Consider the following 22871-nt stretch of genomic DNA (forward strand, 5'->3'; position numbering starts at 1 on the left):
GGCTTCGTCTTTTGAACAGTGAGGGGTGGCGTCCGCGCCGCCCCTTTTCTTGAGGTGAGCAATGTCACGCAAACGCAGGAAGCCCCAGATGATTTCAGAGATGGAAGCCGCGCCAGAAATCGCGTCACTGCCCGAGCCGACCGAGCGTCAGGTTCGCATGGGGCTTCGTCCCTGCATGACCTCGAAAGGCGCTTCCGACCACGGCAATCGCTGGGTGCGTCCCGGCGTCGAAATCCCGCTCCCGGCCCATGAAGCCGAAAATCTCGTCAGTCTGGGGTATGCCACATATGTCTGATCGCCGGCTGCTTCATCGGTCGCCTTTGGGTGTGACCGAATACTACGTGCCGACGAATGACGATCAGTTCGTCATCCAGCACGTCCAGGATGTTGAACCCTTGCTCGACCAGAACAAGGCGGATTTCAACATGGTCACGAACTCCGACCGCTGGGGTGACGGGAAAATGGTCGCTCGGATACCGGAGATCATCGCCAATGAGTGGTGGCGGAAGGGGTATTTCCGCGATGAAGCCAAGATCAAAGCTCTGTTGAACGACTCGGACAATCGGTTCATGAGGATCTGGCCGGGGCATCTCTGATGAGCGAGCCGGAAGTCCTCCCCAAAATTGCCGTCTGCGTCCCGACGCGCGACCTCACGGCTTCGGAATTCACCCATTCGTGGGTCAAGATGGTTGCTCATTTCTGCACCCATTTCGTCGGCACCGGACAGGCCGAGATCATCAATCTCACTGACCTCGGCACGCTCTTGCCCGACATGCGCAACATGCTTGCCAAGACCGCAATCGAGATGGAAGCCACGCATATCCTGTGGCTCGACAGTGACATGATTTTCCCGGCGGACACGATTGACCGTCTGTTTGCTCATTCAAAGCCGATCGTCGGGGCAGGGTATTCGCAGAGAAAGCGCCCGGCCAAACCAACGACATCGAAGGATGGTCTTTGGCTCTACACGGAAGATCAGACAGGCATTGAGCAGGTCGATTTCCTCGGCATGGGCGTGATGCTGGTGGAGACGGAGGTTTACAAAAACCTCGCCCAACCTTGGCATTGCCTTGGCTGGAACGAAGCCAAAAAGTCGATGGTTGGCGAGGATGTCTATTTCTGCCGTGAGGCCTCCAAGATCGGCGCAACGACATGGATCGACCACGATCTGACCCGCGAAGTCGGGCACATCGGCTACCACACATTCACCATGCAGGACGCGATCAACGACCGTCCGTTGCTCGTGGGCAAGGGGACGAAGTAGATGGCCCTGTCGTCTTATTCCGACCTGCTCACGTCGATTGCCTCCTTTGCATGGCGGGCCGGCGATACCGAGTTTGAAGACGCAATCCCGACATTCATCGGACTGGCGGAAGAACGCTTCAACCGCGAGCTACGCGTTCGCTGGATGGAAGCAAGCGATACAATCACCATCACCGATGGCGTCGGGGTGCTGCCCTCAGACTATCTGGAATTCAGGCGGGTGAAGGGCGCGCATTGTGACCTTGAGGTCACCGATGAAGGATGGGCTGACCGCCACGAGGAAGGCCCGTATTTCACCATTTCAGGCTCGAACATCCGCGTCTTCGACAAGGCCGCGACTGTCGATCTTGATTACTACCAGACCGTCCCGGCCCTGACCGTATCCAACCAGTCAAACTGGCTGCTGACGCGCTATCCCAGCCTCTACCTTTACGGCGCGCTGATCGAAGCCGCGCCGTTCATGGCCGATGACCAGCGCATGGGCGTCTGGGGCGCGATGTTCGACAAGGCAATGACTGGCCTCGTTAGCGAAGACAACGGCGCAAAGTTCGCTCGGGCCAAAACCCGCGTTCGCGGCGCGACCCCGTAGGAAATCCCCATGGCATCATCCCCCACCTCACGCCTGCGACTTATGAAGCAGGCGACATACGACAATCCAGACTCCTGGGGCGTCGAACTCAATCAGGGTGCGCTCGATCTTGCCGATGAAGCATTTGGCGTCTCGGAAATCGCGGTCGCGGCCAACGTCACGCTGACCGTTGCGAATTACCTGTCGGATCAGGCTCGGCGGTTCGTCCTTGTCGCTACCGGGGCCGGCGGGTTTATCGTCACGGTTCCGCAGGTGGACAAGCCCTATTGGGTCGTCAACAATTGCGCCGCCGATATTACCGTAACGCCACAGGGCGGAACAGGCGCGGTTATCAGGGCCGGCACCTATGCCATGTGGTATTGCGACGGGACCGATGGCTTTGTCTGCGATATGACGCTGGACAAGGTTGCGAAGCCTACAGCCTCTCTCGATCTCAACAGCCAGAAAATCATCAATCTTGCTGATCCGGTTGCTGACGGCGATGCGGCGTCAAAAGGCTATATCGACACGCTGGCGGCCTCAAGCGATTTGGGGACCGTCGCAGCAATAGCGCCTCAAATCGTCACGCTGGCGCATATTCAGGACGGCACGACCGCAACAGACGCGATCACCGACCTTGCTGCGGTTGCAGCCAGTGTTGCGCTGCTGGGGCCGATCTCCGACGACATTACGCAGCTTGCCGGCATGTTCGTCGGGGCGAGTGCTACCGATCCGGCAACAAGGCTGGATGGTTCAGCGCTACAGGCCGGCGATTATTATCTCAACACGGCAGCTACACCAACCATCAATATCTACGATGGAAGCGCGTGGAACGCGGTCCTTGTTCTGGCTCTGGCGACACAAGCCGAAGCCGAAGCGGGGACGAACAACACAAAGGCAATGACACCGCTGCGAGGCGTCCAGCAGATCGCGGCACTGGCGCACGGCTATCAAGAGTTTCTCGCAAGTGCCGCATGGACCAAACCGGCAACCGCGAAGTGGGTGTATGTCGAGACATTAGGTGCTGGCGGCGGGGGCGGATCGGGCCGTAGAGAGACTGTATCCACAAGTAAGACAGGCGGCGGCGGCGGCGGTGGCGCTCCATCAGTCTCCAAGTGGCTTAATCCGACCGAATTGGCGAGCAGCGTGACGGTCACTGTCGGTGCCGGTGGGACCGGCGGGCCGTCCGTTACCGTGAACGGGCTGGGGGTGGCTGGTACTGATGGCGGTACGTCTTCCTTCGGCCCCTACGTATCTAGCGCGGGCGGTAAGGGCGGTGGCGGTGGTTCCTCATCAGTCTCCGGTGGGGATGGTCCCGGTTGGGGTAGTGTTCTGTCCTCAACAAAAGACAGCGGGTTCGCCGGCTCATCCGGCGCTACCACAGATTCCGATAGAAGCACGATCTTTGGTGGCGCTTGCGGCGGCGGTTCGCCGGGTACTGGCCCTGGCGTACCCGGTAGCTCGTCAGTCAGATCAGGAAGTGGTGGTGGTTGCGGCGGTGGTGAAAGCAGCGCCAATGCGCTTACGGCTCCCGGCGCGGGTGGCCTCTCCGGCTCGAACACATATGGCGGCGGCGGCGCAGCGGGTGTGAGCCATGCGACCGCCTCGACGGCTGGGGGCGACGCCCCTGGTCCGCTTTCTGGCGGCGGCGGTGGTGGTGGTAACCAAGGCGGTGCGGCGAGCCGAGGCGGCAATGGCGGCTTGGGTGCGGGCGGCGGCGGCGGCGGCGGAGCGCGTAACAACAATTCCGGTGCTGGCGGCAACGGCGGCGGCGGCCGTGTCCGGGTTTGGTGGGGTTGATATGATTAGAGCAGCCATCATCAAAAGCGGCGTCGTGAAGAACGTCGTCAACGTCGAAACCGAAGGGTTTGCGGTATCGCGGGGCTGGATAATCCTCGGGCAATATCAGGTTTGCGGCACCGGCTGGACCTATGACGGTGAGACGTTTTCGCCGCCGCCGCCGGAGCCTCCGACCATTCCTGACCGCGTGACCTCGCGCCAGTTCAAGCTCCAGCTTCTCGCTGCTGGCTTGATCGATGATGTCGAGGCATGGATCGCGGCACAGGATCGCGCCATCCAGATCGCATATGAGACGAGCGGCACTTTCCTTCGATCCGAACCGATGATGCAGGCGGGTTTCGCCGGCCTCGGCTATTCGCCTGAACAGGTGGACGCCTTCTACTCCGCTGCGGCGGAAATCTAAAACTTCAGGAGAAAAATCATGGCAGGTTTTGGAGGCCTTGGCGGGCTGGGTGGCTCGTCATATCCGCAACGCAGCGGTTCGCCCGCATCCAAACAGGTGATGTCCGATACGGAGTTTACGAACGATTGGCAGTCGCGCCTCGATGCGATCCCTCAGACGGTTGACGCTTTCGGCCTTCGTGACGTTCAGTTGGTCCCCGGATCAACGGGCTATAACGCCGATTTCGCGAAGCAGTTTATCCCGCAGGTCGAGCGGGCGGCATCCCAGTTTGGCGGCCTTGCCCCGGACTCGCAATATTACACCGGGGGTGGCGGCAGCCATGTCCTGAGCGACCAGACCGTGATGGTGGGTCAGGAAACCAATCCCGAATATCTGGCGATGCTCCAGCAAGCCCAGCAAGCCCAGCAGCAGCGCGGCGAGAACCAAACACGCCAGCAGCAGGCCTATGGCTCGATGAACGGCTGGGGCCAGCTTAACGGCGTCATGGGCGCTAACTACACCGATCCGAACTTCGGGCAGATCAGCGGACAGGCCGGGGGACCGCTCACGGCTCCCACGATGCCGGATGGCGTCGATCCATCTTGGACTTCCGGCGTGTTCGATCCAAGCGGCGGACTGACCGGCGTCTATGGGCCGAACACCAGCAGCAAAAAGCAGGGCTTCCTTTAATGGGCCGCCCGATCCCACGTATTCGCGTCGTGGTGTCCAACGAAGAAGCCGAATTGCAGGCCTTGGCGGATGGCAAGACAAGCGCGCAAGTGACGGCGCTGCTTGCCGAACGCGAAGCCAACCAGAAGGCCGTGCAGGACGCTTACGACCACACGCCTCCCTCTACGCCATACCGGCCGCAGGAATAGTTCATGCCGCTGTTCACCCCCCAATTCCGCGCAGGCATCAACAAGGTCGATACCAGCCTTCAAAACGAGGGCGGGTATTCGGACAGCAACCACGTCCGGTTTTATCGCAAAATGCCGCAGGTCGTGGGTGGATGGCAAATAGCGGTCACGGCCCAATTCGAGGGCAAGGCGCGGGGCTGTCATTCGTGGCGGACACTGGAGGGCAAGCGCGCTTTCGCATTCGGGACCAACGAAAAGCTGTATTCTCTGATCGGCGGGGCGCTGCGGGACATTACGCCGGATTTGCACAACACTGTCCTGACCGATGCTTTCACGACCGTGGACACCTCGAACATCGTCACGGTCTATCTCGATTTCCATCGGCTTGAGGCCGGGGACACGTTCACGTTCTCCAATCATCAGTCTTCAGTTGGTGGGCTGGTCTTCGACGGCGATTACACGGTCGATGAAGTGCTCACCGAGGCGCGCTTCACGTTCGATGCGGGATTGCCTGCCACGTCCACGGTGACGACGCCGGGCGGCGGGAATATCGATTTCGTTGCTGCCTTGCCTGTCGGGTTGGAAGATAATCCGCTGACTGGCTACGGGTCGGGCACCTATGGCGACGGGCCATATGGATCATCGGGCGAAAGCATCACCGAACTCAGGGTGTGGAACCTTGATAATTGGGGCGAGTATCTCCTTGCCAATCCATCCGGCTACGGGATCTTCGAATACGAGCCGGAGGTTCAATATCTCGACCTCGCCTATAATGGTGATTTCGATACGGACGCGGGCGGCTGGGCGCTTGGAACGGGCTGGACTTGGGGAACGGCCAAGGTTTCCAAGACCGCAGGAACCGCGTCAAACCTGTCTCAGGACGTGGACGGTGTTCTTGAAGGCGGGCGGTATTACAAGGTCAAATTCGATGTCACGCTGACGGCTGGCACGCTCAAGTTTCGCATGAACGCGGGCCTGACCCCGGCCGTGATCGACGTTGGAACGGCTTCGGCTGCAATTTCCAAAGTCGGGACGTTCACGGTCGAACGCATCTTCCTGTGCCCTGCTGATGCGGTGGATGTTGTTTTCGAAGGCGATGCCACTTTCGCCGGATCGATCGACACTGTCAGCTACCAGCTTCTCGACAAGGCCTACCGGATCATCACGGCTCCCCCTCGGGTTGACGCCATGTTTGTCGATCCTCGGGGCGTTGTGGTGGCGCTCGGGACGACGCAGGTTGACGGGCAGTACAGCGCAACGGCGGTTCGTTGCAGCGATATTGGAAACAACCGCTCATGGGTGCCTGACACCAGTAGCATCGCATCCGAGTTCACCTTGCGCGGCGGCGGCGGCAAGCTTGTAGCAGGCCTCGCTACACGCCAACAGAACCTCGTCTGGGGCGATGAAGGGGTTTTCTCGCTCCAGTGGCTCGGCAACCCTGGAGAGGCCTTCAAGGCCGATCTACTCGGCACCAGTTGCGGGCTGATTTCCCGTCATGCCATGTGCGAGCAAAACGGCTTCGTCATGTGGATGGCAAACACCAAGCAGTTCTTCATGTTCAGGGGCATGGGTGCGACCTCGTTGGGCGTTCCGGAAATCCTGCCATGCGCCGTTCGCGAGGAAGTGTTCGACAATCTGGACGATAACCAGTTGGCGAAGATCCACGCCGGCATCAACTCGGCATTCTCGGAAGCGTGGTTCTTCTTCCCCGACGCGAGAGATGGAAGCGAATGCAGCCGTGTTGCGGTGGTTTCATGGACCGAAGGCTCTGATGACGGCGTTCCGTGGGTCCTGCACCAGATGGCTCGCACAGCGTGGGAAGGGCAGGGCGTCCTTACCAATCCCTACGGCCTGACGACAGACGGGCTGATTATGGAGCATGAGCAGGGCTATACCGCCAATGGTCAAGCCCTGAACGAATATCTCGAAACCTCGGATTTCGACATCGAGGACGGCACGAACCTTCTGTTCCTGAGCGGGATCATGCCTGACTTCAAAGGCCAGACAGGAAATATCCAGTTCAAGGTGACGACGCGGAATTATCCGAACGGGCCGCAGATTGAAAAGCTTGCCGGCGTCTCGACCCCGACCACGCTCAAGGTCAATTTCCGCGCCATGGCCAGACAGGCAAAGCTTCGGCTTACCGGCCAGACTTCGGGGGCTTTCTGGCGCTTGGGCGCGATCCGGCTGGAAATAGCGAAGTCCGGCGCGAAACGCTGATGAAGGCCCTAAGGGGTAACCCCAAATATGCACGTTAGATCAACGTGTTACGAACGGGGTAACCCCTTATCGGCGGGGTGCAGGCGAATGGGGTTACCCCATAGGCTCAAAGAGGTCGCGATACGTTGATGTTGGATGAATATGCCCGCGTCTGGCCCATGCTTGAAAGGGCAGTTCGGCGCTACGGGAACCTGCATACGAAGGAAAGCATCCTCCAACGGCTTCTGGATGGCCGGGCACAGCTTTGGACCGACAAGGACGCCGCTGTCGTCTCCCGCATCGAGCGCTACGACACTGGGTTTGTCGAAATCGAATGCTGGCTTGGCGGCGGGAAAATGGCCGGCTGTCTGCGGCTCGAAAAGCGCATCGAAGCGTGGGGCAAATCCATCGGTGCAAATCGGATCGGCATCGTCGGCCGCAAGGGCTGGCCACGTGCGCTGCCCGGCTACCGGGAAATCATCACGATAAGTGTGAAGGACATATAGATGGGCAAGGGTAGCGATACTCAAACGACCACCAGTTCAACGAACACGGCAGGCGGCACCAGCTACGCACCGTGGACGCAGGACATGCAGAAGGGCCTTGCCGGTCTTGGGCTGGGCCTGACGCAGAATTTCCTCGGCAACGCTCCGACGCAGGCCTTGGCCGGGTTCAATCCTGACCAGAACAAAGGCTTCGACATGCTGCGGGGTACGGCCCTGCAATATGGTGGGGACAATGCGTCCGGGCTTATTCAGGGTCTTGGTGATCGGTCCCAGGCACAGGCCGCGCAAATCGACACCGACCGCATTGGCGAGTTGATGAACCCGTACTTGCAGAATGTCGGTCGGAACACCGTCGATAGCATGCGACGGGAATACCAGAACAACGATGCGGGAATAGCCGCTCGATACGCCAACGGATCGGCATTTGGTGGGTCGGGTGAGGCTCTTGCTCGCGGGCAAGCCTCTCGCGGCTACGGCAAGAACGTTGGCGACATGGTTTCCCAGCTTATGGCTCAGGGCTACGACACTGCGTCGGCTCAAGCCTTGGCCGAAGCGCAGATGCGCCAGCAGACGAACATCTCCAATTCGAACAATGCGGTCAACGCGGCTCAGGCGGCATCGGGCATCATGACCGCCGATCAGCAGCGCCAGATGGGCGCGATTGGTGGGCTTCTGGCAGGTGGGCAGACGCAGCAGGACTTGTCTCAGAAGAGCCTCGACGTGCCTTTCGACATGCTCAAGTACCTCGCCTCGATGACCCCCGGCGTTTACGACACGGCCTCATGGGGAACGACTGAGGGCACGAATACCCAGCCGGACAATTCGCCGTCCACGTTCCAGCAGCTTCTTGGCCTCGGCGGGACTGTCCTTGGCGGCACGTCGAGCACTGGCGGCACGGTCGGCGGTGACCTTCTCAGCAAGCTTTTTGGGTGATTGACATGGCAGGTGGTCTTGGTGGCCTCGGCGGCGGAATTACCGATTACGTGAATTCCCCGACTGGCGGAAATATGCTTCAGGCGTTGGGCATGTCGCTCATGTCCAGCCCTCGCAATGCGCCGTTGCAGGATTTTGGCAAGTTCTATGGCGGGCTGCAAACCCAGCAGATGCGTCAGAATGCGATCGATCAGGATCGCTCCGACACGCTGGCGTCTCGGGACGCCATGGCTCAGGCCTTGATTGCCTCTGGCGTTTCCGAGCCGGAAGCAAAAGCCTTGGCGATCAATCCGCAGGCCGCGAAAATCCGGCTGGATCAGATTTCATCTGAAAAGGCCAACGCCGCTAACGATCGGTTCTTTTCCCAGATGCCATCTCTCGATGGCCCAAGCTACACTGGAGCCTCGCAGCCGTCGCCTGAGAGCGCCGTGACCTATTCGGGCGTCAGTGATGCCTCTGCCTTGCCGCCCGCCGCAGAGCGCCTGCAAATGCCGCAGGAATACGGCGGCGCGAATGTGTTCTCAGAGCGCGGCGCGGCCCAGCCGGCTGGCTTCAATGTCGGCGGGCCGATTGCGGATACCGGCTACCTCGAAGCGGCTCCTGCTCCCGGTCCCGGCGCTGAAATCCCGTTGGCGAAACCGGATCGTGGACTGCCGGCCACTGCGCGGCCCGGCACTATCCTTCAGGGCAATGACGGCAAAACGTATCAGTACGCCGAAACGACCGGAATGGCCGGCGCGACAGGCGGTCAGGGCTGGATCGAGGTCAACCCTTCCGCGTCCGGTGGATCGGCCGCTCCAAACAAGACCGTCGCATGGTTGCAGCAGAACGACCCGGAAGCAGCCGCGCTTATCGATCAGGGCTTCTCAGCCAAGGACGCGCTTGACATTGCCATGGTGCGGCAGAAGTCGCGCAAGCCGGCGCAGGCTGATGCGGGTCCGACACAGGTTGCGCAGGCGCAGACTGGACAGGGTGTTGACCTGAACGACCTGCACCGCAAGCGCGATACGATAGCGCGGTACCTGGCGCAGGCTCCCAGCAAGGAAGCCTTCGACAAGGGCAAAATGTACCTCGATATTTACGACGAACAGATCAAGCGGGCGACCCCGAAGGAACAGCCGTCGAACATCCGCGAGTACGAGTACGCTAAGTCACAGGGCTTCCCCGGCTCGTTCGTGGATTTCCAACTTGCGCAGAAAAAGGCCGGTGCAACCAACGTCAGTGTCGGCGGTGACGGCGCTCCAGGCCTTGGAAAGCTGTCTTCTGATTATGGCTATGTGCTTGATCCAGAGACGCGCCAGCCAGTAATTGATCCCAATACCGGGCTTCCAAAGGCGGCGGCAATTCCGGGGTCGCCTGCCGATCTTGCTGCTCAGGCGGCGGCAAAAGAACAAGATCGCCTGAACGCCGCCAAGACGCGTTCGGACGCTGATAAGGCGGAAACAACGATGGACGCAACGGCGTCTGTCCTCGACATTTTGAAAAACGCCGACACTCCAGCCACAGGCACTCTCTCGCGCCCGTTTGCTCTGTATTCCGGCACGCCGGCGGGCAAGGTGCGGTCCTATGTCTCCACGCTGCAAAGCGGCGTGGCTCTCGGCGCAATGACCCGTCTCAAAGAGATGTCCTCGACCGGGGCGACGGGTTTCGGCGCTCTGAGCGAGAAAGAGCTTGATTTGCTCATCAGCGATATTGGCGCGCTGAACCCCGACAATACCGAGCCTGAAATCTTCCAGAAGACGGTGGAGCGCATTCAGAACCGGTCGAAGCGGATCGCGGATGATATCGTCAAGAACGTCTCGCCAGAACGCATTCAGGAACTTGGGTTGCAGCCGTTTATCGACTCTTACAAGGGCGGCGGCGGTGACGGGTTGCCGAAGGTCGGGGATGTCGTTGACGGCTATCGCTTCAACGGCGGTGATCCGGCAAGCCCAACGAGTTGGGACAAAACGGAGTAGCGGCGATGCCTTCAGTTCATCCTTTGGCCGGGTGGAGGCGCTTCCTCGCGCGGTGCTGCGAGCACATTCTGGATAAATTGCAGGGTGGTGGGAGCAACGCGCAGTTTGGCGCAGACACGGGCTTTGTGAGTGGCATCGGTACCAAACCCTTCGACAACGAGCGTTGCCAGCGTCAGATGCAGAACGCCGTCCAGTATCCGAATATCGGCAACCAAATCGGCGTAGACGGGCAGCAGGTCACCCGGATCAATTATCTCGGCGGAAACATCTCCCAACTTGATACTCGGCATTTGTCGAACCTCCCTTGCCTCGAAGATCAATTCAAGCACCGCAAGTGACCGGAGTCCACTAATGCTAGCACCATGGGAACGGTATCAGCGACAGGCCGCAGAAGGGCCTTGGTCGAAGTATCAGAAGCCGGCAGATACCGCCGCGCCTTCCGATACGGACGCTGTCAGCAAAGCGCGCGTGCTGTCCGGTGGCATTCTGGAAGGCATTCCCGTTGTCGGCCCATTGATCCGGGGCGGCGTGGAACGTGCGGCCGCGCTCACGCTCGCGCCGTTTTCAGACCAGAATTACTCGCAAATCCTCGACCGTATCCAGCAGGGTTCGGAAGCGGAAAAGGAAGCCAATCCTAAGCTGAACACCGGGGCGCAACTGACTGGCGCTGTTGCTGGGACGGCACCGATGGTTATGGCGGCACCGGCAGCATTTGGGGCAGGGGGCGGCAATCTGCTTCTGCGATCCGGGGCCAGTGCGTTGACGGGGGCCGGGATCGGCGGCGCTGATGCAGCGGTAAGGTCGGGCGGCGATCCAAACGCTGCGATCAATGGTCTAAAATGGGGTGCGGGTCTTGGTCTACTTGGTCCAGCCGCAGGCGAAGTCATCGGCGCAGGCGTTCGCGCCGTCGCAAACCGTGTCGGCAGCGGCACTACGGCGGCTGAGCGCCTGTTCTCACGGGCGGCGGGCGCGGATGATGTCACGGACGTTACGTCCCGGCTTTCCTCCATGGGGCCGGACGCAATGCCGATGGACCTTGGTCCAAACCTGCAAAGGCAGGCCGGCGCACTTGCGGCTTCCCCCGGCACGGCCCAGCGCGTCGTTCGTGATGCTATTGGCACCCGGCAGGCAGGGGCAGGGCAGCGCGTAACGGGGGCGATGGACGAAGCCCTTGGCGGGCCGGTCGATGCCTCAGCCATGGCCGATGAGATTATCAGCAAAGCCAAGGCAACCGCCGGGCCGCTCTACGACGCTGCCTATTCCAAGCCGATCCCATGGACGCGGACACTGGAATATCTTCTCAAACGTCCTTCGGCGGCGGATGCGCTCAGGAAGGCGCAGCGAATGGCGGCCGACGAAGGTTTGCCTTCCAAGCAATGGTTTGCCCAGGTCGCGGATGATGGAACCGTGAATATCAAGAATGTCCCCGACGTTCGCCAACTGGACCTGACGAAGCGCGCGCTTGACGATATGCACTCTGCCGCCAAACGCGCCGGCAATGACAACGAGGCCCGTCTTCTCGACAATATCCGCAAGGGCATCCTTCAGCAAATGGACAATCACGTCCCTGAGTATGCGGCGGCGCGCAAGGCTTATTCCGGCCCAGCACAGGTGCGGGATGCGCTTGAGGAAGGCCAGAACGCTTTCGCCAGCAATCTGACCCCGAACCAGTTGCGGGCGCAGATGCTGAAAATGGGCGGTGCGGAGAAAGAAGCGTTCGTTCAGGGAGCGCGCTCCAAGGTATCGCAGATCATGGGTACGGCCCGGAATGACGCATTGGCCGCAAGGTCGGCCTTCCAGAAGGGATGGAACAAGGAAAAGCTGGAAGTGCTTGTCGGCAAGGATCAAGCGTCGAAGCTTCTGGACTCGCTCGATGCCGAGACGGCTTTCACCAAGACACGGGATGTTGTCACCGGCAATTCGGAAACGGCGGCAAGACTGGCAGCGCAGCAGGATGTCGGCGCTGGTGCTCGCAACCCTGGCGTTCTTGAACGGGCCGCGAATATGGACTTCGGCACGGCGGCGGCTCGGATGAGCGATAAACTGTTCGGCAACGCACGATCAGCCGCCCAACAGCGGACGAACACTGAACTGGCCAACCTCTTGGCTTCGAATGACAAGACTTCGCTCAACCGGGCTATTCAACTTGTTCGGGCGGCCCAGAAGCGTGGGGATATTGCCGCCGACAAGGCGAACCTTATCACCCGGTCGGTCTTCACGGCTTTCGCGCAGAAGCGCAGCCCATTTGAGGTGATGGCGGCTAGTCCATCTCCCTGACGCGGCGGGAGGCAAGGGCAAATAAGCCAACGCCAAGAAAAGCGCCGACAACAAAGCCTGTGCCAAAATCGACGCTGATGCCCGTCATTAGCCAGTGAATGCCCGCCATGGCTGCGGCAAACAGGATGAAGCAAATACCGTAGAGGATACCGGCGCGGTTTCGGCGGGATAGTCCGGGGTTGTGATCGATCTGCATGGCAGAGAAATAGCAGTTCACTCGAGGGAATTCCAGAGCGTCAAAAAAACCCGCCACCAGGAACTTCGGGCAGCGGGCTTTGAAAGGAGAAATCGGGGTTAGACTACTGCCCCAATATCCAGAACAATGTGGTTTATGCCGACCACGGTCACGCCGTCAGCCCCGATCGCTTCGAGCTTAATGTCGTATTGACCGACTGCGGGTACATCTGACGGATCATTGTCGAACCATGCGACGTTCTGGATGTTCTGAGTGACTTTGCCCGTCGAGCCATCGCCACCATCATCGATTATGGGGCCGAGTGTCAAACTGCCGTCGCTATCGCTGGCGCTGTGGTCCCATTGATAGATAGAGTCACCCAGATTGTAAGAAAACACGTCGGTTGGGTCTCCAGCGGCAAGCTCGAATACTTGATAATCCTGCACGCCCGCGTCAGGATCGGTGTCTATCCATAGCTTGAACGTGTTGGCGGACAGCGTGTCGTCATCAAGAGACGCAACCGAATAAACGAAGCGGGCGGTGGATGCGTCGAGAGTGTAGTGCAAAACACCTTCAGAATCTGCCGCGCCGGCAACGGGACCTTCATTGTCAATCCAGCCGACAAGCCCGAGTTCAATCTGTGAGGCTTCCGAGACGACCGTGGCGAAGCCAGTGTTAGGATTGCCGGTCCCAGCGTAAAGATTTCCCAGCACATGGGCGGCAAGGTCACCAACGCTCTCGGTCGATGTGCCCTTGTTGCTTTGGATCACGATAGCGGTTTCGGCCACAACCGTATCGGTGTCTTTGATCGTAGCCGTGAGGTTTACATCGTAAGTCTCGCCGGCTTGGATATCTCGGTCATCGTTGTACCACCGAATGGCTTGGATGTTTTGTGTCGTCGTTCCTTCGCCGCCATCATCAACGATGCTAACGAGAGGGTCGATAAGATCGCCAGCGTCGTCGATCTGCACCCAATCGTAATGGGATGGGCGTGCGTCGCTATCGCCAGTGTCTGCGTCGGGCACCAACTTGAACGTCGCGAAATCAGTGTCGGCACTGGGGTCCGTGTCTATTTGCATTGTGTAATCGTAGTTGGCGAGGTCGATGCCGCTTGCCGAATAGGCGAAGCGGACAGCAGCGCCTTGATCTGCGTCAACGACGAAGACATTACCGTGATCAAGCGGAACATCAGGCCCTACGTTTTCGTATCGAACGTCAAGGCCAAGCTCGATAGTGCCGCCGCTATCTTTGCCGATCATGAAGCCGTTAGAAGGGTTGCCACCACCAGCCAAAAGGTTGCCATGCCCGTCATTCGCAGCGAGGTCGCCATAGGTTGCGCCCGGGACGGTAATTCCGCCGCCTCCGCCGCCGCCTCCGCCTCCACCACCAGTGTCGCCACCGTCATCAACCGGGGGGTTGAAGAAATCATCGGAACCGCCAGTGGATCCGGCCACGGTAGAAGGATCGGAAGTTACGGTTTCGATAACGCCATGCGCTGAATCGTTGGCGGCGTCATTCAAGCGCCCGTTGTCGTCGTAGATGTCAACGCCGCTGTTGGCCGCTTGTTCCGCCCAATACAGGCCGGCGTCGACCTTGTTTTGGATATACTGCTGATCTGGGCTGCCATCGTTCGTGTCGGCATTGCCGAGAATGGAAGTCACAACGCTGCCGGGGTCTTCTCCAGCCTCAAGACGCGCGAGATAATACGCCATGCCATCGGCATCGATCGGGCGACCGAACACGTTCATGTAAACCTGGCTTAGAAAGCCTTCGACATCCGAACCGAGGTCTGAAAGAAACGAATAGGTTTCAGATGCTTCCGGGGAAGCCGCAAAAGAATCCCCGATGTCCTGGATCGAAACGCCAGCATCCATGCGGCCAAGCCAATATTCAAGACCAACCGGGTCAGGCGCTCGATTGTAAAACCCAATGTAAAGCTGCGTAATCAGTTCTGCGTTCGTGGTCATGCTCGCTCCCTACCCTTACAATAATTGAAAAATTCAGGCCGTTTTCCCGTGCAAGGTCGCCCGGCTTCTATCGTTTACCGCATTCGACGTATTGTCAATCTATTCACCATGTTTGCTTGAACGGGATCATCTATGGCAGAAATAGCACGCGATCTAGTCGGGACCATTCTTGGCGAGGCCGGCGGGAAAACGACTGCGCAGCGGTATCAAGACATGTTGGGCATCGCCAGCGTTGTCGCAAACCGTGCCGCCGCGACCCGCAAATCCGTCCAAGACGTGATCAGCGCGCCGAACCAGTTCAGTGCGTATGGCAAGGCGCTTCCTGCTGGCGTCGAGAAATTCGACGCGCTTGCCCGTATGGCGATCGATCAGGTTTCAGCATGGGGGCCGGTCAACAATGCGACCTATTATGCGACCCCGGCCGCTGTTTCCAATCTCCCGAGCAATCTCTTGAGCGAAGATGAGACGGTCGCGCATCAGTATTTCAGCGACCCGAAAAACCGCTCGATCCGCACGGCAACGGGCTATGTGACGCCCGACCCGGAAGCAATGGCGATGGGATACGCGCCGACGCCGGATGTTTCGGCGGCATCAGCGGCTACGGCAGCAATGGCGAGCGCCGATCCCGGCACCATTGCCGGTTTTAGCCGGGCCGGCTTGACGCCCGGCATTGATCGAGTGGCCGACGCAATCAGCGCGGTAAATCCGGGTTTGGGCATCAATTCCGGCTATCGAAGCCCTTCAAGAAACGCGGCTGCGGGTGGGGCAAAGCATAGCCAACATATGCTTGGCAACGCCCTCGACGTGGATATTTCCGGCCTGAACGATACGCAGAAGGCGACGGCGCTGAATGCTGCTCTTGAGGCAGGGGCAAAGGGCATAGGCCTGTATTCGAGCGGCAACGTCATGCACGTCGACGCCCGCGAGAACCCCGCCGTTTGGGGCATGATGCCTGGCGCATCCTACAAGGGGATGCCTGTGTCCATGGCTCCAGGGTGGGCGCAACCGGGCTTGCAGGATATGTTCGATGCCGGCCAATTCGACGTTACGCCCCGGAACACGCCACCAACGCCAACGCAGCGTCCCGCTCCCGAAACCGCAGTTGCCCAAGCCGCGGCCATGTCCTTCACCGGGCCGGAAGCACAAAGCGTGCGAACCACCTCCGTCCCCGGCACCCCAACTACAGCGCCCGATACGACCGGCCTTGGCTTCTTCGCCGGCAAGCCCGGTGCAATGGCTGGTGTTCCGGCTCAATCCGTCCAGTCGGTATCGTACACGCCTGATATGGCCATGGCTGACGCTGCGCCGGCAACGCCTACCCCCGACGAAGCCTTTTCCGGCACGACGCAATCGCCGTCATCCAGAGCGCTTGCTGAAATGGCGAAGGCCGACGATCAAAGCATCTCGGAAATCGCAGGAACGCAAGTTGGAGCGGTAGCGCCGTCGAATGCCTACGCAACAACGAATTTGCCCGACTTCGCACCGTCCGTAAATCCAGCCTTGCAAGCAGCCGTTGCGCCCGTCACGGTCACTCCCCAGCCCGCTGTGAGGCCTCCCGCCGTCCCGACGCCCAAAGTCACAGCCCCGACCATCACAGCGCCACAGACACGCGCCCCGGCCCAATCCATGCCGTCTGGCGTTCAGGCTGCGATGGACTTCCATGCCGGGATCAACAACGCGGCAATGGCTTCGAACGGGAATACGCTCACCCGCGATGCTCTTGGCAACTCCTACAATTACAGCCCTTCTTTCGATGTAACGACCATTTCCGACCCGACAGGTAGGACGGTCGGCGTCAAGCAGGGCAAGGTTTCGCCTGATATGGCTGGCCCATCGGCAGCCGCTGCATCCACGTCCACGCCCAGCGCGTCGAAAGGCCTGTTCTCGGGCATAGGCGATACCCTTGGCGGCATCTTCTCCGGGGACAACGTGTCCAACGCTGTTGTCGGCGGGCTTGGTGGTCTTGGCGGTGCTGCGGTCGGGAGCCTTCTCGGCCCGGTCGGAAGCATGGTCGGTTCGGCAATCGGTCGCTCGCTCGCGGTCCAGCATAATCCGTTCGCTTCGAACCCGGCAGCAATACAGGCCCAAAACCTTGGGCTTGCCGGGATCGGCGGGCTGGGTGGGTTAGGTGGCGGCGGCTTCGATGGGAGCCTGGGGGGCATTCACGATGCATTCGGCAGCCTTGCCGATGCAATTGGGGGTGGCATGCAATCGAACCGGTCGACGGGCGGCATGGGCGGTATATCCCCCGGCGCTGCAAATGCCATCGGCAAAGGTGGCGGGGGGCTTTATTAGCCGCTTCGCGCCCGCGCGAACAGGGCGACCCGCCTAACACCATAGCCGGACAGGAATAGGCCGGCAATCAACATCATCTGAAAGGAAATGCCATGATCCGCAATTTCGAGCGGAGCCTTTCGCTCGTCTTGAAATACGAGGGCGGCTGGTCCGATCATAAGGCCGACCCGGGTGGCGCGACCATGCGCGGGATCACCCTTGCCACCTTCCGCCGCTACGTCGAGCCGAAGGCTACCAAGGACGATCTGAGGCGCATAACGAGCGCGCAAGTCGCCACGGTTTACCGGCAACAGTACTGGAATGCCGTGAAGGGTGACGATCTGCCGGACGGCATCGACTTTGCCGTCTTCGATTTCGCCGTCAACAGCGGACCGGGCAGGGCGGCGAAGTATCTGCAAGCCATCGTCGGCGCGAAGCAGGATGGCAAGATCGGCCCGGATACGCTGGCGAAAACTCGGCCCATGGTGCGCGGCACGGTCATCAATGACCTGTGCGACAAGCGTATGGCGTTCCTGCGCAGGCTCTCGACATGGGGCACGTTCGGCAAGGGCTGGACCTCTCGCGTTTCGTCGGTTCGATCCGAGGCGTTGAAAATGGCGACCGCCACCGGCCCCATATCCGGCCCGCCAGAGCTTGGAACGCCTATCCCCGGCACCATGAAACCTGATTTGGGCACCACCCCTAAACCCAGCAATCCCAAGGCATCCAGCGCCGAAACAGGCGATTTGGGCACCACCCCCAATCGCTCGATTTGGGCCGCGTTGCTCGATCTCATTCTGAAACTTCTCGGAAGGAAGGCTTAGGAAGATCGGTTGGCGATCATGGTTTCGGCCAATCTTTCGCATTCGCCGGCCCATTGCAGGCGCTCTGCATCGGTCAACCTGTCGGACGCTCTGGCCATGCGGAATGCATTGTATTGCTCATCCAGCTTTGCTCCGTGAAGACGATCAGCCTCGGCTCTCATTATCGGATCGAGAGAGCCTCCAGTTTGGACGAAAACGGCGGCAATTGATTTTGCAAGCATCCCAAAACCCTATCAGATTCAACGTCGAAAGGCAAAGCCATGGAAGCCGAAGAGACAGTCGTGCAACCCTCATCGAACCCAACCCGAAAGCTCTCCGCTGCAGTCATTGGTGCGGCCCTCATGGCCGTCGCTGGCCTGATCGTCAAGAACTCCGCTCCCGAATGGTACGACCCGGAGGTTTTCGCGGCTCTCACCCCTATCGTGATCTTCGGCCTCGGGTACTACGTCCGCGATCGCCCAAATGTCGTGGTGTCGGAATGAGCGCCGCCGGCTGGTTCTGTCCGGCGTGCCAGAAGCATCACGCGCCGCATGTCGAGACGTGTCCGGCTCCTGCCGACGCCATCAGTTCGTTCCGCATGCCCTATTTCGGTCCAAGATCGAACGAGCACCCCGGTTATGACCCATGCGCCAACTGCAAAGGCGCATGCGGCAATGTGGCTTGTCCCAAGCTCGTGACGGCCACATTCGAGAATGCATCGCCCGTAACGCTCGGCTGGTTCAGTACTGATCTGGTGAGGCCGACATGACCGCGATCCTGACGGGCTTTCTGGCCAATCCCACCATCATTGCCATCTTCGCCGCGATCATCGGCGCGCTGGGGTACGGCTTCCAGCAACGCCTTGCCGGGGCAAAGGCCGAACGGAACAAACTCGCGGCAAAGGAGCGCGATAGCTATGCGAAACACCTGCAGGACATTGCTGACGCTGCCAATGCTCGCCCTTCTGGCAAGCTGTCAGACGACCCGAACAACCGGGATTGACAAAGCCGTGTGCTCGATCTGGACGCCGGCAACCTATTCGGCGTCGAAAGACAGCGCGGAAACCATCGACGGCAACCGGGCATTGAACGCCAAGCGCGCCAGCTATTGCGGCTAGCGGCAACCATACCACCATCAAAGCATTGAACTAAGGGGCCGGGCTTGTGAATGAGCGGACAGACATGGACAATGGCGACCTTCGCTCCCGAATGGTGAGCGCAGAACACATACTCCAAGGCAACAGCCAACGGCTGACTGTGCTCGAGACTTGGCAGCGCCAAACGGAAATAGGCGAGGCCAAGCGCGGGGAGCAATGGTCAACGCTCCAACGAGACATGGGCGCGATCACCACAAGCATTAGCGAGGTCCAAGGAACATTACGCTGGATTGGCCGAACCATCATCGGCGGCATCATCATTGCGATCATGGCGTTTCTCGTTGGCGGCGGCTTCTCGCCCGGCTAGTATCGATCTATCTCCTTGTGTCTGCCGGCAGCGCCCCTGCATGGTGGCGAGGAAACCGCTTCTCCAGAGGTGGCTTCTTCAGGTCTTTCGACGTGAACCATATTGCTGTCTCGGTCCCATCTTCATGATAGAAGGCCAGAAACCACCGATCCCTGCCCATGTGTTCTAGATGAGCGCCGCGCGCTGCGACAATCTCATCCAGCCTGCTCCCGTCGAATTCGATGCGGTCAACAATGTTCTCGCTCATCGTTCTATCTCCCATCTCATGGGTCAAAACCCCAAAAGCCAGTTCAGCACTCCCGGTTGGTTTGCGCCTTCACGATTGGTCATAACGATTAGGCGGCTTCCCGGATGCGGCTCTTTGCGCTCGTTCGGTTCGGCAAAGGAAGCCTCCTGTTCCAATTCTCGACATATCCCAGCCCACACCCAAAGCGGGGGCGTTCCTCCATTCCATCCCAGCGTTTCTGCCCGGGCGAAAACCTTATCTCGCCCGGCCTGATCGATCATGCTCTCGACATCGCTTGGCGTCAGTTTTGCTGTTTCGCTCATCGTTCTCTCCCTATGTCGCTAGGCGGCTAGACGTTCTGCAACATACCAGTCGCGCAATGCTTTCGCATCTGAAAGTGCATTGTGCTGCAAATCCGGCTTCAAATCGGGAACGTCTTTCAACAGGACGGCGGCGCAGGGAATAGAGAAACTTGTGGTATGGTCTACCCCGGCGAACGCATTGAAGAAATGTGCGAGATCAGTGTACCAGTCGGCATGGATTGTCGGGGCTTCGAACTGCCCCAGAAAAATACCTAGCGACATTTGGAATTCGTTCAGCTCGATTGCTTCTTTGAAAAGGATCGGAGCGACATTCTCCGCGACCCACGGATCAAGACGGTCTGTCATGCGGACAACCTGGTACCATTCTTCGCCATTTTCGCCAACGAGGGCCATGGACATCAGCTTGCCGCCGAATCCGTTGAATTCAGTATCAATGAAAAGTCGTGTGCTCATCCTGATCTCCTATAGCCTAAACGGGTGCGGGCTAGGCCCGGGATTATTAAATGGTATCAAGGGTTGAGGTGAGGGGCGTTTTTCTGCTAAGTCCTTCGCCTGTCCCATAGTGCTACAATTCTCGACCGCACCATTTTTTCTTCTATCGCAATTCGAATGCCCAGCCGACATTCGCCAAAGGTGGATGGGGCCAAAGGCGGCGCATTTCGTTTGATACTCCCGTGCTTTGCGCGCCAGAGCGCCGTGCGTCCAATTGGACGCACAAAGGACGCTCTAACATTTTGATTGAGCATCGGAATAATCCGAAAACCGATTTCACTTTTCGGTCCGATGCTCTAGACGTGACGCGCATCCTTTCCCGGATTCTGGTAGCGGGACGAGCCGATGGAAAGTCAGAACGAACAGCATACCGGCGCCAAGGCGGCCGATACCACCCGCGCCGACATCTATGGCGAGGATGGGGTCATGCTTGGCTCTTTCCTGGCGCAGGTCGGGGCGGCGATCGCCGATCGCGATACGCCGGCGCTAAAGCGATATGTCGACGACCTGCACCAGTCTGAACTGGGCGACCTGCTCGAAGCGTTGCAGCCCGAGCAACGCCGCTCGCTGGTGGAACTTCTCGGCTCCGATTTCGATTTCTCCTCGCTGACCGAAGTCGATGAGGCGATTCGTCTTGATATCGTGGACAGCCTGCCGAACGCCCGGATCGCACAGGCGGTACAGGAACTCGATTCGGACGATGCGGTCTACATTCTGGAAGATCTCGACCAGGAGGATCAGGACGAGATCCTGTCCCAGTTGCCGTTCACGGAACGCATCCGGCTGCGGCGCTCGCTGGATTATCCGGAGGAAACCGCCGGTCGGCGCATGCAGACCGAATTCGTCGCGGTGCCGCCATTCTGGACGATCGGCCAGACCATCGACTACATGCGCGAGGATAATAATCTCCCCGAGCGCTTCAGCCAGATTTTCGTCATCGACCCGAACTTCAAGCTGCTCGGCGCGATCGATCTCGACCAGATCCTGCGTACCAAGCGCGGCACCAAGGTCGAGGACGTCATGCACGAAACGCGGCATGCCATTCCAGCCACCATGGACCAGGAAGAGGCCTCGCGCGAATTCGAGCAATACGATCTTCTGTCGGCGGCCGTCGTCGATGAGAACGAGCGGCTGGTGGGCGTGCTTACCATCGACGACGTCGTCGACGTCATCCAGCAGGAAGCCGAAGAGGACTTGCTGCGCATGGGCGGCGTCGGCGACGAGGAACTGTCCGACAGCATATTAGCGACGTCGCGCTCACGCGTGCCGTGGCTGCTGGTCAATCTGTTCACGGCATTCCTGGCCGCCTCGGTCATCGCCCTGTTCGACCGCACGATCGAGCATATCGTGGCGCTTGCCGTGCTGATGCCGATCGTGGCGGGCATGGGCGGCAATGCCGGTTCGCAGACCATGACGGTTACGGTCCGTGCGCTGGCGACCAAGGATCTCGACATCTACAATGCCTGGCGCATCATTCGCCGTGAGATGGGCGTCGGCTTCATCAACGGCATTATCTTTGCCGTCCTGATCGGGATCGTTGCCGCATCCTGGTTTCGCGATCCCAATCTTGGCGGCATCATCGCGGCGGCGATGATCATCAACATGTTCGTCGCGGCATTGGCCGGCATCCTGATCCCGCTGTTGCTGGACCGGTACAAGATCGATCCGGCCGTAGCCTCCGCGGTCTTTGTCACCACCGTGACCGATGTCGTCGGCTTTTTCGCCTTTCTGGGCCTTGCCACCTGGTGGTTCGGCGTTTCCTGAAGGGATCGACGCTTTCGCGACCTGGGTCGGGCGTGCGCGCCGGAAACTGGCACAGCGGTCGGGCATGCCTTTAATTGACTTTTACGTAATGCCCGTGCGAAGCTTGTGCTGATTATGGGATGAATCGTCGCTTGATTCCGGCAAGGTTGGCAGCGCAAGACGCCGGCATACTTCGATGTTTTGCCGTGCCGGGTATGGAGCATCGATGCGCGAGTATTACTCGATTACTGAACTGACCCGCGAGTTCGAAATTTCGACCCGTACGCTTCGGTTCTACGAAGACGAAGGGCTGGTCCAGCCTGTACGCAGGGGGCGCACGCGGTTGTTTCGCCCCTCGGACCGCCATCTGGTGCGGCAGATCATGCGGGGCAAGCGTCTCGGCTTCTCGATCAACGAGATTCGCGAGATCATCCAGATGTACAAGACGCCGCCCGGCGAGGTCGGCCAGCTTAAGCTGATGATCCGGCGCATCGAGGAAAAGCGTGAGAGTTTGCGGCAGAAGCGTCGCGACCTGGAAGAAACACTCGCCGAACTCGACCAGGCCGAAGAGTCCTGTGTTGAGCGGTTGGTGGAGTTGGGCGTCAATACCTGACAGCCCCCAATCTCCGACCGCGTCCACGCTGTTACGCGGCGGATTCACA

Annotated in this window: 26 protein-coding genes; 20 read left to right on the forward strand and 6 right to left on the reverse strand. The window is 59.6% G+C overall.

Features of this window, described 5'->3' with window-relative positions; translation table 11 throughout:
* Nucleotides 1-88 precede the first annotated feature (88 nt).
* The 12 genes from ACX3P0_RS02705 to ACX3P0_RS02760 all read left to right on the forward strand — a co-directional run bounded on the left by ACX3P0_RS02705 (nt 89) and on the right by ACX3P0_RS02760 (nt 10466).
* Nucleotides 89-295, forward strand: a complete 207-nt coding sequence (locus tag ACX3P0_RS02705) for a hypothetical protein (RefSeq protein ID WP_459086373.1) — start codon at nt 89-91, stop codon at nt 293-295.
* Nucleotides 288-596 (forward strand): hypothetical protein, encoded by a 309-nt coding sequence (locus ACX3P0_RS02710; RefSeq protein ID WP_459086375.1) that lies wholly within the window; start codon nt 288-290, stop codon nt 594-596. The genes ACX3P0_RS02705 and ACX3P0_RS02710 overlap by 8 nt, the downstream gene beginning before the upstream one ends.
* Nucleotides 596-1264 (forward strand): hypothetical protein, encoded by a 669-nt coding sequence (locus ACX3P0_RS02715; protein WP_459086377.1) that lies wholly within the window; start codon nt 596-598, stop codon nt 1262-1264. Before ACX3P0_RS02710 ends, ACX3P0_RS02715 begins: the two co-directional genes overlap by 1 nt.
* A complete protein-coding gene (locus ACX3P0_RS02720) occupies nt 1265-1852 on the forward strand; it encodes a phage adaptor protein (protein ID WP_459086379.1) in 588 nt (195 codons plus the stop codon).
* A 9-nt stretch (nt 1853-1861) separates the two neighbouring features.
* Nucleotides 1862-3631, forward strand: a complete 1770-nt coding sequence (locus tag ACX3P0_RS02725) for a hypothetical protein (protein ID WP_459086381.1) — start codon at nt 1862-1864, stop codon at nt 3629-3631.
* A 1-nt stretch (nt 3632) separates the two neighbouring features.
* Nucleotides 3633-4034: a hypothetical protein gene (locus ACX3P0_RS02730; protein ID WP_459086383.1), complete on the forward strand. Its 402-nt coding sequence runs from the start codon at nt 3633-3635 to the stop codon at nt 4032-4034.
* Between the two features lie 18 nt (nt 4035-4052).
* A complete protein-coding gene (locus ACX3P0_RS02735) occupies nt 4053-4703 on the forward strand; it encodes a hypothetical protein (protein WP_459086385.1) in 651 nt (216 codons plus the stop codon).
* Nucleotides 4703-4891, forward strand: a complete 189-nt coding sequence (locus tag ACX3P0_RS02740; protein WP_459086387.1) for a hypothetical protein — start codon at nt 4703-4705, stop codon at nt 4889-4891. Before ACX3P0_RS02735 ends, ACX3P0_RS02740 begins: the two co-directional genes overlap by 1 nt.
* A gap of 3 nt (nt 4892-4894) precedes the next feature.
* Nucleotides 4895-7090 carry a carbohydrate binding domain-containing protein gene (locus tag ACX3P0_RS02745; RefSeq protein ID WP_459086389.1) on the forward strand — a complete coding sequence of 732 codons (2196 nt, stop codon included), beginning with the start codon at nt 4895-4897 and terminating at the stop codon, nt 7088-7090.
* Nucleotides 7091-7215: 125 nt separating this feature from the next.
* Nucleotides 7216-7575 carry a hypothetical protein gene (locus tag ACX3P0_RS02750; protein WP_459086390.1) on the forward strand — a complete coding sequence of 120 codons (360 nt, stop codon included), beginning with the start codon at nt 7216-7218 and terminating at the stop codon, nt 7573-7575.
* Nucleotides 7576-8508, forward strand: a complete 933-nt coding sequence (locus tag ACX3P0_RS02755; protein WP_459086392.1) for a hypothetical protein — start codon at nt 7576-7578, stop codon at nt 8506-8508.
* 92 nt (nt 8509-8600) lie between these two features.
* A complete protein-coding gene (locus ACX3P0_RS02760) occupies nt 8601-10466 on the forward strand; it encodes a hypothetical protein (protein WP_459086394.1) in 1866 nt (621 codons plus the stop codon).
* 11 nt (nt 10467-10477) lie between these two features.
* Here the strand turns inward: ACX3P0_RS02760 and ACX3P0_RS02765 are convergent, their stop codons facing one another.
* Nucleotides 10478-10756, reverse strand: coding sequence for a hypothetical protein (locus ACX3P0_RS02765; protein ID WP_459086395.1), 279 nt, complete (start codon nt 10754-10756; stop codon nt 10478-10480).
* 61 nt (nt 10757-10817) lie between these two features.
* Here ACX3P0_RS02765 and ACX3P0_RS02770 point away from each other — a divergent pair, with 61 nt between their 5' ends.
* Complete coding sequence (locus tag ACX3P0_RS02770) at nt 10818-12743, forward strand: hypothetical protein (RefSeq protein WP_459086396.1); 1926 nt, start codon at nt 10818-10820, stop codon at nt 12741-12743.
* On the opposite strand, the gene ACX3P0_RS02775 is transcribed toward ACX3P0_RS02770, so the two are convergent.
* Together ACX3P0_RS02775 and ACX3P0_RS02780 are read right to left on the reverse strand one after the other, a co-directional pair.
* A complete protein-coding gene (locus ACX3P0_RS02775; RefSeq protein ID WP_459086398.1) occupies nt 12727-12939 on the reverse strand; it encodes a hypothetical protein in 213 nt (70 codons plus the stop codon). The genes ACX3P0_RS02770 and ACX3P0_RS02775 overlap by 17 nt on opposite strands.
* Nucleotides 12940-13037: 98 nt before the next feature.
* Nucleotides 13038-14885 carry a DUF4214 domain-containing protein gene (locus ACX3P0_RS02780; RefSeq protein ID WP_459086400.1) on the reverse strand — a complete coding sequence of 616 codons (1848 nt, stop codon included), beginning with the start codon at nt 14883-14885 and terminating at the stop codon, nt 13038-13040.
* 132 nt (nt 14886-15017) lie between these two features.
* Between ACX3P0_RS02780 and ACX3P0_RS02785 the strand changes: the two genes are divergently transcribed.
* The 5 genes from ACX3P0_RS02785 (at nt 15018) to ACX3P0_RS02805 (ending at nt 19425) form a co-directional block, all read left to right on the forward strand.
* Nucleotides 15018-17180, forward strand: a complete 2163-nt coding sequence (locus ACX3P0_RS02785) for a D-Ala-D-Ala carboxypeptidase family metallohydrolase (protein ID WP_459086402.1) — start codon at nt 15018-15020, stop codon at nt 17178-17180.
* A gap of 92 nt (nt 17181-17272) precedes the next feature.
* Entirely contained in the window at nt 17273-17983 is a 711-nt protein-coding gene (locus tag ACX3P0_RS02790; protein WP_459086404.1) for a glycoside hydrolase family 108 protein, read from the forward strand.
* Nucleotides 17984-18243: 260 nt separating this feature from the next.
* A complete protein-coding gene (locus ACX3P0_RS02795) occupies nt 18244-18465 on the forward strand; it encodes a hypothetical protein (protein WP_459086406.1) in 222 nt (73 codons plus the stop codon).
* 262 nt (nt 18466-18727) lie between these two features.
* Nucleotides 18728-18964 carry an ABC transporter permease gene (locus tag ACX3P0_RS02800; protein ID WP_459086407.1) on the forward strand — a complete coding sequence of 79 codons (237 nt, stop codon included), beginning with the start codon at nt 18728-18730 and terminating at the stop codon, nt 18962-18964.
* A gap of 179 nt (nt 18965-19143) precedes the next feature.
* Complete coding sequence (locus tag ACX3P0_RS02805) at nt 19144-19425, forward strand: hypothetical protein (protein WP_459086409.1); 282 nt, start codon at nt 19144-19146, stop codon at nt 19423-19425.
* A gap of 7 nt (nt 19426-19432) precedes the next feature.
* On the opposite strand, the gene ACX3P0_RS02810 is transcribed toward ACX3P0_RS02805, so the two are convergent.
* From ACX3P0_RS02810 to ACX3P0_RS02820, 3 genes are read right to left on the reverse strand one after another with little or no spacing between them, the layout of a single operon-like run.
* Nucleotides 19433-19672, reverse strand: a complete 240-nt coding sequence (locus ACX3P0_RS02810; protein ID WP_459086411.1) for a hypothetical protein — start codon at nt 19670-19672, stop codon at nt 19433-19435.
* A gap of 23 nt (nt 19673-19695) precedes the next feature.
* Entirely contained in the window at nt 19696-19974 is a 279-nt protein-coding gene (locus ACX3P0_RS02815; RefSeq protein WP_459086413.1) for a hypothetical protein, read from the reverse strand.
* Between the two features lie 18 nt (nt 19975-19992).
* Nucleotides 19993-20427, reverse strand: coding sequence for a hypothetical protein (locus ACX3P0_RS02820; RefSeq protein ID WP_459086415.1), 435 nt, complete (start codon nt 20425-20427; stop codon nt 19993-19995).
* Between the two features lie 384 nt (nt 20428-20811).
* Between ACX3P0_RS02820 and mgtE the strand changes: the two genes are divergently transcribed.
* Together mgtE and ACX3P0_RS02830 are read left to right on the forward strand one after the other, a co-directional pair.
* Nucleotides 20812-22230, forward strand: a complete 1419-nt coding sequence (mgtE, locus tag ACX3P0_RS02825; protein WP_459086416.1) for a magnesium transporter — start codon at nt 20812-20814, stop codon at nt 22228-22230.
* 205 nt (nt 22231-22435) lie between these two features.
* Nucleotides 22436-22822 carry a MerR family transcriptional regulator gene (locus ACX3P0_RS02830; RefSeq protein ID WP_459078382.1) on the forward strand — a complete coding sequence of 129 codons (387 nt, stop codon included), beginning with the start codon at nt 22436-22438 and terminating at the stop codon, nt 22820-22822.
* Nucleotides 22823-22871: the final 49 nt, after the last annotated feature.

This window comes from Mesorhizobium sp. A556 (assembly GCF_054489545.1).